Origin of the sequence: Syntrophomonas palmitatica JCM 14374 (assembly GCF_001311885.1) — a bacterium.
Taxonomy (GTDB): domain Bacteria; phylum Bacillota; class Syntrophomonadia; order Syntrophomonadales; family Syntrophomonadaceae; genus Syntrophomonas_A; species Syntrophomonas_A palmitatica.
In genome coordinates, this window is sequence record NZ_BBCE01000018.1 from 1 (window position 1) to 14,156 (window position 14,156).

The 14,156-nt window shown below is 44.0% G+C and carries 17 protein-coding genes, 2 pseudogenes and 1 riboswitch; of the genes and pseudogenes, 2 read left to right on the top strand and 17 right to left on the bottom strand.

What is annotated here, in order from left to right:
* Window positions 1–271: 271 nt before the first annotated feature.
* Window positions 272–404: riboswitch (cyclic di-AMP (ydaO/yuaA leader) on the bottom strand.
* A 408-nt stretch (window positions 405–812) separates the two neighbouring features.
* Window positions 813–2,471, top strand: coding sequence for a TIGR00341 family protein (locus tag JCM14374_RS10300; protein ID WP_054696909.1), 1,659 nt, complete (start codon window positions 813–815; stop codon window positions 2,469–2,471).
* 5 nt (window positions 2,472–2,476) lie between these two features.
* Here JCM14374_RS10300 and aroH read toward each other — a convergent pair whose 3' ends face one another.
* The 14 genes and pseudogenes from aroH to JCM14374_RS10365 all read right to left on the bottom strand — a co-directional run bounded on the left by aroH (window position 2,477) and on the right by JCM14374_RS10365 (window position 10,564).
* On the bottom strand, window positions 2,477–2,839 hold the full coding sequence (gene aroH, locus JCM14374_RS10305; RefSeq protein WP_054697050.1) for a chorismate mutase: 363 nt from the start codon (window positions 2,837–2,839) through the stop codon (window positions 2,477–2,479).
* Between the two features lie 38 nt (window positions 2,840–2,877).
* Window positions 2,878–3,291, bottom strand: coding sequence for a HutP family protein (locus tag JCM14374_RS10310; protein ID WP_054696911.1), 414 nt, complete (start codon window positions 3,289–3,291; stop codon window positions 2,878–2,880).
* 135 nt (window positions 3,292–3,426) lie between these two features.
* A complete protein-coding gene (locus tag JCM14374_RS10315; protein ID WP_054696913.1) occupies window positions 3,427–3,690 on the bottom strand; it encodes a hypothetical protein in 264 nt (87 codons plus the stop codon).
* Entirely contained in the window at window positions 3,687–3,905 is a 219-nt protein-coding gene (locus tag JCM14374_RS10320; RefSeq protein ID WP_054696914.1) for a hypothetical protein, read from the bottom strand. The genes JCM14374_RS10315 and JCM14374_RS10320 overlap by 4 nt, the downstream gene beginning before the upstream one ends.
* A 129-nt stretch (window positions 3,906–4,034) precedes the next feature.
* Window positions 4,035–4,526 (bottom strand): 2-oxoacid:ferredoxin oxidoreductase subunit gamma family protein, encoded by a 492-nt coding sequence (locus JCM14374_RS10325; RefSeq protein ID WP_242848963.1) that lies wholly within the window; start codon window positions 4,524–4,526, stop codon window positions 4,035–4,037.
* Window positions 4,527–4,544: 18 nt separating this feature from the next.
* A pseudogene (locus JCM14374_RS10330) lies at window positions 4,545–5,280 on the bottom strand (thiamine pyrophosphate-dependent enzyme).
* A pseudogene (locus JCM14374_RS10335) lies at window positions 5,277–6,330 on the bottom strand (3-methyl-2-oxobutanoate dehydrogenase subunit VorB). The pseudogenes JCM14374_RS10330 and JCM14374_RS10335 overlap by 4 nt, the downstream one beginning before the upstream one ends.
* Before the next feature lie 4 nt (window positions 6,331–6,334).
* Window positions 6,335–6,550, bottom strand: a complete 216-nt coding sequence (locus tag JCM14374_RS10340; protein ID WP_054696915.1) for a 4Fe-4S binding protein — start codon at window positions 6,548–6,550, stop codon at window positions 6,335–6,337.
* Window positions 6,551–6,565: 15 nt separating this feature from the next.
* Window positions 6,566–7,234, bottom strand: coding sequence for a hypothetical protein (locus JCM14374_RS10345; protein WP_054696916.1), 669 nt, complete (start codon window positions 7,232–7,234; stop codon window positions 6,566–6,568).
* Window positions 7,235–7,514: 280 nt separating this feature from the next.
* Entirely contained in the window at window positions 7,515–8,009 is a 495-nt protein-coding gene (locus JCM14374_RS15370; RefSeq protein ID WP_278279273.1) for an HDOD domain-containing protein, read from the bottom strand.
* A complete protein-coding gene (locus JCM14374_RS15375; protein WP_278279274.1) occupies window positions 7,994–8,365 on the bottom strand; it encodes an HDOD domain-containing protein in 372 nt (123 codons plus the stop codon). Before JCM14374_RS15375 ends, JCM14374_RS15370 begins: the two co-directional genes overlap by 16 nt.
* Window positions 8,366–8,380: 15 nt before the next feature.
* The gene (locus tag JCM14374_RS10355; protein ID WP_054696918.1) at window positions 8,381–8,815 is read right to left on the bottom strand and encodes a hypothetical protein; all 435 of its coding nucleotides are present in this window, start codon (window positions 8,813–8,815) and stop codon (window positions 8,381–8,383) included.
* Window positions 8,816–8,858: 43 nt separating this feature from the next.
* Complete coding sequence (locus JCM14374_RS10360; protein WP_054696921.1) at window positions 8,859–9,833, bottom strand: nicotinate-nucleotide--dimethylbenzimidazole phosphoribosyltransferase; 975 nt, start codon at window positions 9,831–9,833, stop codon at window positions 8,859–8,861.
* On the bottom strand, window positions 9,830–10,564 hold the full coding sequence (locus JCM14374_RS10365; RefSeq protein WP_278279275.1) for a pseudouridine synthase: 735 nt from the start codon (window positions 10,562–10,564) through the stop codon (window positions 9,830–9,832). Before JCM14374_RS10365 ends, JCM14374_RS10360 begins: the two co-directional genes overlap by 4 nt.
* A gap of 291 nt (window positions 10,565–10,855) precedes the next feature.
* On the opposite strand from JCM14374_RS10365, the gene folE reads away from it, so the two are divergent.
* The gene (folE, locus tag JCM14374_RS10370) at window positions 10,856–11,431 is read left to right on the top strand and encodes a GTP cyclohydrolase I FolE (RefSeq protein ID WP_054696928.1); all 576 of its coding nucleotides are present in this window, start codon (window positions 10,856–10,858) and stop codon (window positions 11,429–11,431) included.
* Window positions 11,432–11,436: 5 nt separating this feature from the next.
* Here folE and JCM14374_RS15380 read toward each other — a convergent pair whose 3' ends face one another.
* The 3 genes from JCM14374_RS15380 to JCM14374_RS10385 all read right to left on the bottom strand — a co-directional run bounded on the left by JCM14374_RS15380 (window position 11,437) and on the right by JCM14374_RS10385 (window position 14,085).
* Complete coding sequence (locus tag JCM14374_RS15380) at window positions 11,437–11,880, bottom strand: CapA family protein (protein ID WP_054696929.1); 444 nt, start codon at window positions 11,878–11,880, stop codon at window positions 11,437–11,439.
* Complete coding sequence (locus tag JCM14374_RS15385) at window positions 11,877–13,100, bottom strand: CapA family protein (protein WP_054696930.1); 1,224 nt, start codon at window positions 13,098–13,100, stop codon at window positions 11,877–11,879. Before JCM14374_RS15385 ends, JCM14374_RS15380 begins: the two co-directional genes overlap by 4 nt.
* Before the next feature lie 190 nt (window positions 13,101–13,290).
* Complete coding sequence (locus JCM14374_RS10385) at window positions 13,291–14,085, bottom strand: C40 family peptidase (protein WP_083454039.1); 795 nt, start codon at window positions 14,083–14,085, stop codon at window positions 13,291–13,293.
* Window positions 14,086–14,156: the final 71 nt, after the last annotated feature.

The following is a 14,156-nucleotide window of genomic DNA, read 5'->3' on the forward strand; positions in this document are numbered from 1 at the left end:
ACACAGTTTATCCCTTGCCTCTCTTTTTCCGTCAAAGAAACTACCTGTTCCAGATCGTTAACAGAAGTAATACGATTGGCTATCTGCCACTTCCAATCACTCCATTCTTCTTCAGTAACACCTCTCCACACGGAAATACTATTGTAGTGTACGGACATAGTCTCCCTCCTTATATGTAATTATGTTAATTTTTACCTGGATAATAAAAATAGCCACAGAGAAGACTCTGCAGCCATTAAAGCCATAGCAACAGTACAGACCGCAATGGTCTGTCTCCTCTCCTCCACGCTTACGAGATTAGCTGACGGGTTCGGGTTGAGAGAGTATAACCCTACCGGTAATAGCACCTGGATTCACCCCATATTTTGGGTCTCCCGCTCTTAACGATTCAGCGTTTGCCTTGTTATTCAGTTTTAGATGGTTTAATGTGGTTTTAATCAGCTATACTGGTAATTTGCAAATATTTTACCTTGCTAAATAAAAAAGGCGGGCAACTATACTTATAGCTACCCACCCCAGTAAAGCCATTTCTCATGACAAACTTTTCATATCACCACAGTGACTTAGAAAAACTCTGCCTATTCCCCGGACTTTCGTCCGGTTCATTTTGACCGTTTCAGCATTATATTCTTTTATTATATAATAGTATAATATAGTATTAATTATCTGTAAAGGGTTTTCCCCAATAAATGCTAAATATAAGTTTGTTTCATCGTATTACTATCAACATCAGACTGGTTTAATTGCTCCTGATACCAAGCCGCTTTAATTAATAATCTATAAAATAGTTATAATACATATGGAGTCTAACAATGTTATTTTTACCCCATTCACTTCGCAACAAACAGATGTCGTCAGAGGAACGATCTGAAATATATCGTCATATTTGCAGCCTCTCTCGCCCCACACCATCTTTTTATCTTATGGTATGTCTTTCCACTGTCATTGCTACCTACGGTTTATTGGCCAACAGCACCGCAGTAGTTATCGGCGCAATGCTGGTCGCACCATTGATGGGCCCGATATTTGGTATAGCTCTTGGTCTGTCCAATGGCGACAATCGTCTATTGCGCTATTCTTTAGTTTCAGAATTACTAGGTATCCTCATTGCAGTTTTGCTGGCAACAATCATCGGGCTTGTCCCTTTGAGGCCCGGATTTGAAAGTGAAATTTTATCCCGTACCCAGCCCACAATATATGATGTCATAATAGCGCTGGTCTCAGGCCTGGCAGGAGCTTTCAGCATGGTTGACAAGAGAATCGGAGCAGCTCTACCCGGGGTAGCTATTGCTACCGCTCTGGTTCCTCCTTTATCTGCATGCGGTCTCTGTATCTCTATTGCTGACTGGGATCTGGCAGGTGGCGCTTTTATGTTATTCCTCATTAACCTGCTGGCTATAGAATTTGCGGCTGCTCTAGTATTTGTTCTCTCCGGTCTGGTTGACCTGAAGCGAAAAGACGCCCCTTCAAAAACCTATCTATTACGCCGTTTCGGTTTCAGTCTGGCCATCATAATTTTAATGGCGGTGATCATGACTAAAAGCCTTTATGGCATCATAACAGAAAAAGCTTTGGCTGATAACCTTAGGACCGTCATATCTCAACAAGTAGCAGGTACCAGCGGTGCTCGTCTATCCGAACTACGCTATGAAAAGCATTCAACTGCAATTGATGTGATTGCAGTATTCCTTACTCCACATGAAATAGAAGCAGCACAGGTAGCCAAGATCGAAAAACAGCTGCAAGCAACCATAAATCCGAATATCCATTTGATAATTCGCTCCCTGATATCCCGTGATGCTGATAACAGCGGCCAGGTTTTTATTCCTGAAGATGAAAAACTCCGCCAAGCTCGCCTATCACAAGAGAATTCCTATCTCAGTCAGGTTTCACGTTTACTCAACCAGGAACTTGCTGCTATTCCGGGAACCACTCTGGACGATTTGCAGAAAAGTACTGAAAATGGACAGGAACAAATTATTGCGGTTGTACGTACGCCTTCTGTTATAACACCAGAAGAGGTCGCCCGGATAGAAAATAACCTGGCTCTGGTAATGGACCAAAGTTTGCGTTTAACGATCCGTTCGGTATTAACCCGTGATGCCGATGCCCAACGGTATTTATTCGCCAAACCTTCCGCTTCAGAAGCTTTGACTGGGGAAGCATTAGCTTTTCATCAAAAACTGGAAGGTTCCATCAAAATCTCGTTAAAGCAAGTTGAGCCCGCCAGTCAGTTGCTGGAATATCGCTATCGGGAAAACGGAGATACCATTCAGGCACTGGCCATAGTAAGGACACCATATACTCTACGTCCTGATAGAGTCAAACTAATTGAACGCGCTCTCAACCAGCAAATGGACCGTAAAATTGAGCTTATTGTCCGTTCCACAATAGGCGCGGATGCAACCAGCCAATGGTTTCTATCGGAATATGAAGAGAATCTTCTCGGTGAATCAGATGATGTGCAATAAAAACCTTACCGGTTCAAATCTGTTCTCAGACTTTGCGCTTCTTTTAAGTATATGTGCTTGATCTCATTTTGGCTTTTGTCGGTATTAACATGCAGCATTACCCTGATGCACTTTGGGAGCGAACCTGGCACTTCTATCTCTTGAAAACACATCAAGGGAACTTTGTCCCAACCTATGGAGCGGGCCGCTGCGGCCGGGAATACTGAACGAAGGTCAGAAGTAAGGGTAAACAAGGCACTGGCAATATCATCAATGGAAAACCCGTTTTCATTTTGCATAACCTGCAGCAGTTCTCGTGTGGCGTTTAGTATTTCATCTACATTGTCATCACTAACCGTAATTGCTCCTCTTATTCCTCTCACCAACATATTCGCACCTACCATCCTGCCATATTACGCATTTAATCTTAAGCCACTGCACGGTGGCCCAGGCCAATCGCGACTTCATCCAAATGCAGTAAACCTATACCCATAAAAATAGCTACACTAACGTGATCCTGGTGACGGGCAATTCCTATTTTCCCGCCTACATTCAGCCCCAGAGCTTTGGGCATTATCTGGGCAATAGCTTCCCGGGCAGCTCCCGCGACTGCTCCTTCATCAGCATGAGTATCTTTTATAACCTTTTCTCGTTTGGCTGAAACTACCGCGCGTTCTACAATCTTGCCCACCGAGCTGATGAATTCTCCCCCATAATCAACCGCCACCGCTTTAATGCCGTATTGCTCAAACAGTTCCTGTTTCAGGCGGTTCTCCTCTTCACGGGATGAAGTCAGGGCTATTTTAATGGCTGCGGTTGCCACCAGCTTGCTGCCTACCATTCTAATCCCACCTTATTGTTCGTAAACATATATTAATTCATCAACTAAACTCCCAAAAGGATCATTCTGAATTATTTGGAATTAATAAAAATCGTTCTGGCAAATCTGAGTAAATATGTGGCTGGTCTACTTTTACTATTTTACTATAACTTTGCCCAGCATTACTATGCCCTGATCAACTGTAAAATAAGCGTCTTTTTGGGGATAGGCCAAATTGGGAGAAACATCTTTAATCCGATACTCTATGGGGAAATTATAGGCGCTGGAATCAATTTCGATTTTATCTCCCGCCATAAGTTTCACCTGAACCTCTTTTTGCTTAAAGGTTTTTACCTCTTTGTCATTAACCAGAACCTTGGCCAGCGGTAAAGACGAAAACTTGTCAATGCTTATTGTCATGAGGCCTCCGGAGACCGAATGCTCGTTGCGGGTGCTTGGGAATGGCTGTTTGCAGGCGTATTTACTGGATAAGATATGTTTTGGCCCTCCAAGCGTTCCCCCCAGCTTAAATACAGCCGGTAAGGCTCTTTGGTCATAATGGCTTGGACCACAACCACCATAACCAAACCGGTAACAATAAATCTAATTAAAAACTTTTCTACGCGACTTATCACTTATTATCCTCCCCGGGCAGGTATTTTTTCTATCTTATGCCTGCCGGGGAGAGATTATCCATGAGTAGACTTACAGGTTCTTTTTAGCCCATTCAACTCCTACAATAAAGGCCTCTTTATTTTTCTCGATTACAGCGGGTTTTTTACCTTTGAAAACGGAATCGAACTGTTCCAGGCTTGTTCTACTGTCACCACTCTGCTGACCTGCAAGTAGGCGCCGAGCATTATCATATTAGCTCCTCTAGGATTCCCCATTTCATCAGCTATAGCGTTAACAGGCACCTGCCAAACCGTTAAATCCTGACGGTGCGGCATTCTGTCCACCAGTGACGAATTTATTACCAGAGTGCCATTTGGTTTAACGCGCGGTTCGAACTTATCCAGCGAAGGCCGGTTCATGATAATAGCTGTATGTGGGTTCTCCGTCAAGGGTGAGTTTATCTCCTCATCAGAAATAGTAACCAGGCAGTTTGCTGTTCCTCCTCGCATCTCAGCCCCGTACGAAGGTACCCAGGTTACTTCTTTTCCTATTCCCATGGCGGCGTGGGTTATAAATTGTCCCATAGCCAAAACTCCCTGACCGCCAAATCCGGCAAAGAGTATTTGTTTTTCTTCTTGCACAGTAAATCCCCCTCCTGGTTATTCGGGCACCTTAAATTCGCCCAACGGGTAGTAGGGAATCATTTTTTCTTCCACCCATTTCATGGCTTCGACCGGGCTCAGACCCCAATTAGTAGGGCATGTTGACAGGACTTCCACCATAGTAAAGCCCAGTCCTTTTTGCTGGATTTCAAAGGCTTTTTTAATAGCCTTTTTGGTTTTAGTAACATTGGCAGGGTTGTTGACAGCCGTACGACAAATATAGGCTGAGCCATAGTTTACTGATAATAATTCCGCCATCCGCGCAGGATACCCTTCTACCTCAATGCTCCTGCCGTAAGGAGATGTGGTAGTAACCTGACCCAGCAGAGTGGTAGGCGCCATTTGGCCTCCGGTCATACCATATATAGCGTTATTAATAAAAATAGTAGTAATTTTTTCTCCCCGCAGAGAGGCATGCACGATCTCGCCCATACCTATTGAAGCCAGGTCACCATCACCTTGATACGTAAATACCATGCGGTCAGGCAAAAGCCTTTTGATAGCTGTGCCTATAGCCGGCGCCCTGCCATGAGCGGCTTCCAGCATATCACAGTTAAAATAATCATAAGCCAGAACAGAGCAGCCCACGGGGCAAATTCCGATAGTTTTTTCCCGTATCTGCATTTCATCCATACATTCGGCTATTAAACGATGCACGATCGTGTGTACAGCCCGGGCAATAATGATATTTAGCACCGGTTAAACTCTCAGGTTTTTTAAATACCGTTTTCATCTCAGTCCCTCCCTATCCGCTAAGGCAATAATCTGTTTGGTAATCTCTTCAGGATTGGGAGTAATTCCGATGCGGCCGTAAAGATCTACCGGTACCTGTCCGGCTACAACTAACCGAATATCTTCAATCATCTGCCCCATACTGATTTCTATTGACAGGAAACGTTTTGCGGTCTGGGCGGCTTCTTTTACGATATTTTCCGGAAATGGCCAAAGGGTAATCGGCCTGATTAAGCCAGCCTTAACCCCTTGCTTGCGTGCCTCTAATACCGATTTCTTTGAAACGCGAGCCATTATCCCATAGGCCATCAAAATAATATCCGCATCTTCTGTCATAAAGGTTTCAGCGCGTTGTTCATTCTTTTTTATTAATTCATACTTGGCATCCAGGTGCCGGTTTCTTGTTTCCAGAAAATCGCTGTCCAAATGCAATGTATTAACTATATTGGGTTTTCGGCCTTTGCACCCGGTGGTTGCCCAGGGTTTATCCGGCTGATAGTTGACAGGCTCACGCAGCGTAATCGGCTCCATAAGATTGCCCAGGTTCCTTCACCCAGAATCAAAACCGGGGTACGGTATTTATCAGCCAGGTCAAAACCCAAAATAGCAAAATCCATCATCTCTTGAACCCTGGAAGGGGCTAAGACAATGACCCGGTAATCACCGTGGCCTCCCCCGCGGGTGGCCTGGTAATAATCGGCCTGGGAAGCTGTATGCCTCCCAAACCCGGACCGCCGCGGGAAATATTTATTATGAGCGCTGGCAGTTCTCCTTCCGCCAGGAACGATATGCCTTCTTGTTTCAAACTCAAGCCCGGACCTGATGATGCGGTCATAACCCGGGCTCCGGTAGACGATCCTCCATAAACCATATTGATAGCCGCGAACTCACTCTCGGCCTGTACGAATACTCCGCCTATCTGTGGCATTTTTCTGGCCATATATTCGGCTATTTCGCTGGAAGGAGTAATAGGATAACCGAAATAACCACGACATCCAGCTATAATGGCTCCTTCTGCCAGAGCTTCGTTGCCTTTCATTAAAACGCGCATGCCTTCACTCCCTTTCCACCTCAATTACCAGGTCAGGGCACATTAAGGCACAAATCCCACAACCCGTACATCCTTCGCTATCTAAGAGCACAACCGGGTGATACCCCAAAATATTTATAGTTTCCACATCAAAACCCAGCAAGCCGCGCGGGCAAAATTCTATACAAAGCCCACAGGCCTTGCAGCGGTCATGATAAAAACCGAGCCTGCCTTTGGCCATTTATGACAATCCTCCTCAACTTTCCTGTAACCATTCCGGACGCAGGTATAATTTTATAGTCCTGGTGATCTTCTGATATTCCGGTGGCAGTTCATTATAAAACCTCTCCTCAACAGTCAGGCAGCTGACAGGCAGTTGTAATGCATCTGCCAGTTCCAGCACCCTGCGGTGCCCTTCCATGATTACCTCCAGATTCGTATCTTCTACCAAATTAGGATTGCTAATTATGGCAGTAAAACGCCTGCGGCCAGCTTTTTGTAAAAGCTCTCGCAGGTTCTGAAGCTCTGATGAGGTTCCGGCAAAAGGTCTGTAAGGATTTAAAACCAGATAAAAATCACAAGGTCTGTCTTGAATGAAGCGGCTCAGATAACCTAAAACAGTCGCTCCGACCTCATCCCCGGCCAGATCAAGATAAATGGAATTATCCTGCTGCAGCAAGCCCAATACTTCTGGAGGAACTTGCGGTACATCCCCAAAAGCCAGCTCGCCGCTGGGCGCTACCAATCTAACCCCGGATTCTGCAAGCATGCCCTTAACGTCCCGGGATGCAAAAAATGGGTTTACAAAATCCAGGTCGATTAATATGGGTGATTCGTTATTTTTCATGCCCTGCAAGGCAAAGTTTACAGCTATTTCCGTCTTCCCACTGCCAAATCCGCCTGAAAAGATCGCTAGATGTCTCAAATACTTTGCCCCTCGCATTTTTACTTAATCAGTAGAGTATACCAGTAAGCCGCGAAAATCAACCATTTTTCACGAAATATTAACCTTATTTGTTTGTTAATTTATACTATTACACGAAAATAAGGGGATTGTGAAAATATAGGTTTGTTTTTGTATCTGGCCGGGTTTGACGCGGTAAAGAAATGATTGAGAGGATATAACAGAGCAATCCAACCGGTTCATATTTTTACAATAAAAATCCGCTTTACAATTATTTCTAATATAACACCCTATGTAGGAATCATCCCAGATTAAAAACCTGCTGATCACAAAAAACGTCAGTTAATTCGGAAATGCTTTTCTCAATGACCATCTCATCCAATCCCAGCAATTCCATGGCCCCATCGGAAATAGCATAAAGCATGCCATCCACGCCGATACCAATCCCCATGGCCATACAAACAGCATCTGCTATATGTACTATGGCTGTTAGCTGCGGGTTGGTTTGAGCCTGGCGCGGATCATGATGCCAGGCTATGGCTTCAACCAGTTGTTCGGGAAGATGCCACTTACTGGCTACTCTTGAACCTACAATTGCATGATCAAAGCCCAGTATTTCCAGTTCTACCTGGTTAAAAGGCATATCTCCAACACTGACCCTTTCAACAACTTCATGATATGTATCTTTCATAGAACGGTTCAGTATTACCTTGCCGATATCATGCAGCAGACCGGCTGTATAGGCCACATCCAGATTGCTGAAACGAACTTTACGCGCAATCAAGCGGGCGGCCATGGCACAGGCTTGCGAATGTCTCCACAGTTCTCCATATTCCAGAGCATAGCTTCAATCTCCTGATTCAGTATATCACTTACCGAAGCTGCCAGAACAATACTGCGAATAGTCTTAAAACCGAGAAATATTATAGCGTCAGCTACGGTATTAATTCTGCGGGTATAACCATAGTAGGCTGAATTGGCCAAACGTAATACACGGGCTGTTATAGCCTGATCCTGATTTAATACACTGCTTACATCCTGGGCTGTAGCATTCGGATCGTCAGTCAGCTGCATTACCCTTGACACCACCGCAGGTAAAGCTGGTAAATCATTTACTGCTGCCACTATTGAATCTAAAGTGAGTATACCCACCTGAAAGCCCCCCGTTTATTTCCAGTTATTTATTTTTCTCTCAAGATAACGTTTGTAATCCAACAACTCGCTGCTTATACGCATCAACAATCGTTCAATATCTATTTTGTTAAGCTGTATATCTTCCGGTTCAATAACCTGTATAGTCCTGAATTCCTCTTTCATGCTGAAACGCACCGCATCTTCCAAAGAATCTGCTGAAAATGAAACCACTACTGGAGCATACGCTATTTCTTTACCGCTAATTTCATCATAAACAGAATATACTTCCTGACTCATATCAATATCTTCAATGATAATTCCTTGAATGGGCACATTCCTGATCATGGCTATTTTGTGCTGTCGGAGCGATTCGGCCACCTGTTCGCTGCTTTTGCCTCCAATCAGCATTTTCCCATTTTTAGCACGGCCAACATAATCAAACCGTACTTTAAGTCGCAATTTAGCCAAAGATTACACTCCTTCAAGACGCTGCTTTCAGCTTTCACATGTATTAATTATAAAATATTTCGGTTATTTCAGCCATAAAAAGGCCTATTACCGCAGCTAAACCCTCACCATAGTTTATATCCAGGTCAAAAAGCGGTTTCAGTCCTAGTTGATTAAGAATGAGTTCATGCCCGGTCTGATCTGACAAACTAGGTGCAAAAACATTTGCGATTATTTGTGGTTTATACAGGCTGGCTGTTAACGCAGCTATGGTTGTAACATAACCATCCAGCATCACAGGTATACCTATTTCTGCAGCACGCAGTATAAATCCTGTTAGAGCGGCTATTTCCAGTCCTCCAAATCGCGCCAATATATCAACCGGGTCACCAGCGCATGGTTTACGCAGTACCATAGCTCTACCAATTATATCGAGCTTTCGGGATATTACTTGATTGTCCGCTGAACCCCTTCCGGTGAGTAATAAAGGATCTAAGCCAGTTATAGCGGCAGCTAAAGCGGCTGCGCACAATGTGTTGGCAATGCCGATTTCCCCAATGGCAAAAATATCAACATCACCTCGACAAAGACAATCACAAAACTGTTTGCCTGTATCTGCAGCTCGGTTCACTTCGTCTTTGGTGAGGGCATCCCCGTATAAAAAATTCCTGCTGCCCTTACTTACAGGCACAGAAAAATAGCAGCTGGTGGTGGTTTGAGCTTTCACTTCCGTCCCATAGACACATTCTTTTTTAAAATCAGCCAAACCTGTAAAATCTGGTTCCTGTGCCAGACCTATATTAATAATGTATTCCCGGCTGTTAAGCCTGTGCAGTAAACGCGTTACCGCTGATTCACCGCGCAAATGCTCTTCAACTATAGCATGGCTCTGCATGGCATAATAGATACTAGTATTCTCTTTGCTCACGCCATGATCAGCGGCAAATAAAACCAGGCTGTAGTTGCGAGCTGCGCAATTTCGCTCCTGTAAAAAACGATGCAAATCCTGCAGACGTCCCAGCCCCTGGCTAGCACTCATCTTAATGATTCACCAGACTTTCTGCGTGCCAGGGCTTTTAATTTTTCAACTTCCTCACCATTTAGCAAGCGATATTTTCCACATTCCACTCCATCCAGGGTTAAAAAAGCCAATGAGGTGCGTTTTAATTTAATCACTGGATGCCCTACGGCCGCACACATTCTTTTTACCTGTCGCTTACGTCCTTCATGTATTTCCAGTTCCAGCAAGGTATTATCTTGTGAAGCAGCCAGAATTCTGACCCGGGCAGGAGCGGTAATTCCGTCTTCCAGCTCCAAACCTCTTTCTAACTTGTATAAAGCCTGCTTTTTGACTTTTCCTTTTACCAAAGCCTCGTATCGCTTACTCATTTCGTAGCGAGGATGCATCATCAGGTTGGCGAATTCTCCGTCATTGCTCATAAGCAGAAGTCCCTCAGTATCCAGATCCAACCTGCCTACCGGGTATACCCTGGCTGAAATGTCTGCCACCAAATCCATAACCGTAGGCCTTCCCCTGGCGTCACCCACACTGCTTAAATAGCCCACTGGTTTATACAGCAATAAATAAACGGGAGATTCAAAAACCAATTTGGTTTCATCGCACTCAACCTCATCAATTCCAGGCTGGACTTGGTAAGCAGGTTCAATTATCAACGCTCCGTTAACCTTTACCCTGCCCTGGGCAATTATTTCCTCGGCTTGCCTGCGCGAAGCAACTCCCGCTCCAGCTATATACTTAGATAATCTCACTTTATTTCCTTCAAAAGACATTTAAAATAGAGGTACTATTTTTCTATTATGGCTATATTTCTACATGTTCAATCTTTAATCCTTTTAGTTAAAATTTTCACACCCCGAGAAAGAACTAAATCTATACATTAACCGGATTATAGAAAATTAAACCTGCAAGTGTACAGCTTTTTTCTGGTATTATATAAATGACTAAACTTTCACATGACTGGTTATACGCAGCAAACGGTTGGTCACGTTCAACCGCCAAACTTGTTTTATATAATATTAATAGTAAGTGGAGGAATCCTGGTGGACAAGAAATCGATAGACCGGGAAAAAGTACAAACAGCTGTAAAAATGATATTAGAAGCCATCGGTGAAGATCCTGAACGGGAGGGTTTGCTTGAGACCCCCCGCCGCGTAGCCGATATGTATGAAGAGGTTTTTTCCGGTTTGGATATAGAACCCCGTGATTTACTGCAGGTTTCTTTTACTGAATACCATGATGAACTGGTGTTAGTAAAGGATATTCCTCTGTATTCAATGTGTGAACATCACTTGCTTCCGTTTTACGGGAAGGCTCATGTAGCTTATATCCCCCGCGGAGGAAAGGTTATCGGTATCAGCAAACTGGCCCGGGTAACGGAAGCCTATGCCCATCGTCCGCAGCTGCAGGAGAGACTTACTTCACAAATTGCGGATTGCATTAACGATACTCTTAATCCCTTCGGTGTGGCGGTAGTAATTGAAGCTGAACACATGTGCATGACTATGCGGGGAGTAAGAAAACCCGGATCCTTAACAGTAACCTCGGCTGTTCGAGGCCTTTTTGAAACCAGAAGTCAGACCCGGGCTGAGCTGTTCTCTCTTATTCATGGAAAATGAGGGGTCTATAAACCAACCCGCAGATTTATTCGCCTGGCGTTTTCGCCGGTTACAACTGTGGGACGATAGTCGTTACGATCCTGCCTTGAAGATATTGAACAGGGAATTATCTGCACACGCGAAGAATCAACCAGACTGTCCTTTTCATCAAAAATGAAGCTTTGCTGAAAGATGAAGCTGTCTTTATCACGAGGATTTGAACTGCCTCCAAAGCAGAAATTTGCCAGGCTGTATACTATGTATTTATTTTGATATTTTTCAACCTTCTGAATAACATGAGGGTGGTGTCCCAAAACCAAATCCGCACCAGAATCAACAGCATAATGGCCTAGTTCGACCTGTTTGGAACAGGGCTGGTTCTCCCCTTCAATACCCCAGTGAAAACTCACAATCACTAAATCAACTTCGTTTTTCAGATTTTTAATATCCTGTCCGACCTGTTTTTTCATCCAGGCAATACTGTTTTTTCATCCATTAGACTCATCACATTGTAGCCCAGCAGACCGATATCAATTCCTTTTATACGCATATACCCGGCTTTTCCATTGCCAAATGAAGTAACGCCGACTTTTTGCAAATTACGTAATGTATCGTTGTATCCTTGCACCCCAAAATCATAGGTATGATTATTAGCCATATTGACCGCTTCAATGCTGCCTTCCTGCAGAATCTTGTTGTATCCCGGCTGGCCTCTGAAATAGTAAAATGGACCTTTTTCACCTTTATAGGCCCTATTATTTATATCAGTTAGAGTCCCTTCCATATTGGCAATACTCAGATCATCATTTTCCAATATCTGACGCACCCCAGCAAAAAAACAGCTGTAATCGTTTCCGTTTTTTTGGAACACATCATCAAAGCTTCCCGCAGCAGGAAATACGGTATCATAACCCATGGTACAATCACCCACCGCGCTTATGGTAATTTCCCTTCCCGTATTTTGGGGAAGATATCCGCTCCAATCTGGTTTTTGAGGTTGCCGAGGCGGAAGTTGCAGGATTTTTTGCAGCCTCATGGCTAGCAAGACTCCCTCGACAAACTCGGCCCGGCGATCGAAGGCATATTGTTTTGCAGAACTGGGGTTAATAATACCGCAGGCCACAGCACCATCTATTTCATTATCACTTTTTTGTTTATTTACCGGATTAGAAATATACTTACCGGCCCGAATAAGTGCCTGCCCGGCCCATCGTGCTGCTTCTCCCCGGCTTACTGGCCTTTTCCAGTCTGACGATGACCAGTTCATTGTCTCCAGAGCAATTCCGGCTTTATGGAGTGATTTAATGTAAGGTATGTACCAGGAGCTGTCTGCATTATCTTCATTATTCTTATCAAGCAGCAAAACCCGGCTTAACAGGACCGCCATTTCCAATCTGCTCATATTGCGGCTCAGGTTCAAATAAAACAGTTCGCCCTTTTTATAACCTCTAATTAGACCCTGTTGCAGTGCACTATCTATCATTTGCCTGGATTCCGGGCTGTGGTTTAACCAATCGGGTTGGTACTTACCTAGCTGCCAGTCAATATAATTCATGCTTTCAGGATGATTGTTATCTGCTTCGGACGCCTGGCAAAATTCATGGTTTAATTCCAAGTTGTTTTTACTGGGTATATATACACCCAACATTACAATCAAGATAACCAGGCTGAGATATTTTATCTTCAACAATTACCACACCTCTGTAAAAAATCAACCTTTAATCAACTGACAACGAACCTGCGTCTATCGTTCCCCTTTGCGGCGCGTCATATATAAACTGGTTTTAATATATACGCATAAAAACCGGGCAACAATACACTACCCGGTTTTTACCTAATATTAATCGTGAAAATCTGTATAAATCTGTGGCTATATTATATTATTCAGCTTGCTTATCGTTTAAAGAAGCTCCGTCCTCAGGCCCTGCATTAACGTTATCAACCTCAGCCTCCTGGCTCTCCTGGGGTTGGGGTTGTTGATTTATGGTTTCTGTACTTGAATCTAGTATCCTCCGAGCACCTGCATAATAAGATGAATAATAAGCATCCGATAATCGTGAATAAACAATCCCTCTGTAGCTGCCTGAACTGGAGTGAATAAATTGATTAGAACCTACATATATACCGACATGATTAATGCTCCATGCTCCGGGCCCCTGGAAGAACACCAGATCACCTATTTGCAGATTGCTCTTATCTACATGCGTACCGATCCCAGCCATTCCAGCCGCAGTGCGTGGCAGGTTATAGCCGAACTGTTTAAAGCAATAACTGACAAAGCCAGAACAATCAAACCCGCCCGGACCTGATCCGCCATAACGATACGGAGTGCCTAAAAAACGCGATCCAAACTCAATAATACTCTGACCGGAAACAGGCCCTGTTGAAGAACGCGATGGCGTAGCCTGAACATAGCTTGTTGGACTTTGAACTGACCTGGTTGCGACTGGTGCAGATCCAGACCTGACGACCAGCAGTTTTTTACCCAGGCTTAAAAAATCGCCGCTCATATTATTGAGTTGTTTGATCTTATCGACTGTTGTATTATATTTGCGGGCTATGGTCCATAGGTTGTCCCCTTCTCGAGCAGTATGATATGTATCAGCTAAAGCCAGCGGAGCAATAAGTACGACCAATAACAGACTCAATATCAAAGCGCTTAAGTATCTCCTCATATAATCCGCCTTTCAAAGTTTTGTTTTTGTCGTCAATCCCAAGACTTATAGATAAATTTGCAAGTATTCAA

Coding starts and splice junctions, on each gene's coding strand:
- JCM14374_RS10315 (WP_054696913.1), bottom strand. CDS start 3,690: ATGACAATAAGCATTGACAAGTTTTCGTCTTTACCGCTGGCCAAGGTT.
- JCM14374_RS10385 (WP_083454039.1), bottom strand. CDS start 14,085: ATGAGGAGATACTTAAGCGCTTTGATATTGAGTCTGTTATTGGTCGTA.
- JCM14374_RS10300 (WP_054696909.1), top strand. CDS start 813: ATGTTATTTTTACCCCATTCACTTCGCAACAAACAGATGTCGTCAGAG.
- JCM14374_RS15370 (WP_278279273.1), bottom strand. CDS start 8,009: ATGGCCGCCCGCTTGATTGCGCGTAAAGTTCGTTTCAGCAATCTGGAT.
- JCM14374_RS10310 (WP_054696911.1), bottom strand. CDS start 3,291: ATGGTAGGCAGCAAGCTGGTGGCAACCGCAGCCATTAAAATAGCCCTG.
- aroH (WP_054697050.1), bottom strand. CDS start 2,839: ATGTTGGTGAGAGGAATAAGAGGAGCAATTACGGTTAGTGATGACAAT.
- JCM14374_RS10360 (WP_054696921.1), bottom strand. CDS start 9,833: ATGAGTGCTAGCCAGGGGCTGGGACGTCTGCAGGATTTGCATCGTTTT.
- JCM14374_RS10340 (WP_054696915.1), bottom strand. CDS start 6,550: ATGGCCAAAGGCAGGCTCGGTTTTTATCATGACCGCTGCAAGGCCTGT.
- JCM14374_RS15380 (WP_054696929.1), bottom strand. CDS start 11,880: ATGAAAAAACAGGTCGGACAGGATATTAAAAATCTGAAAAACGAAGTT.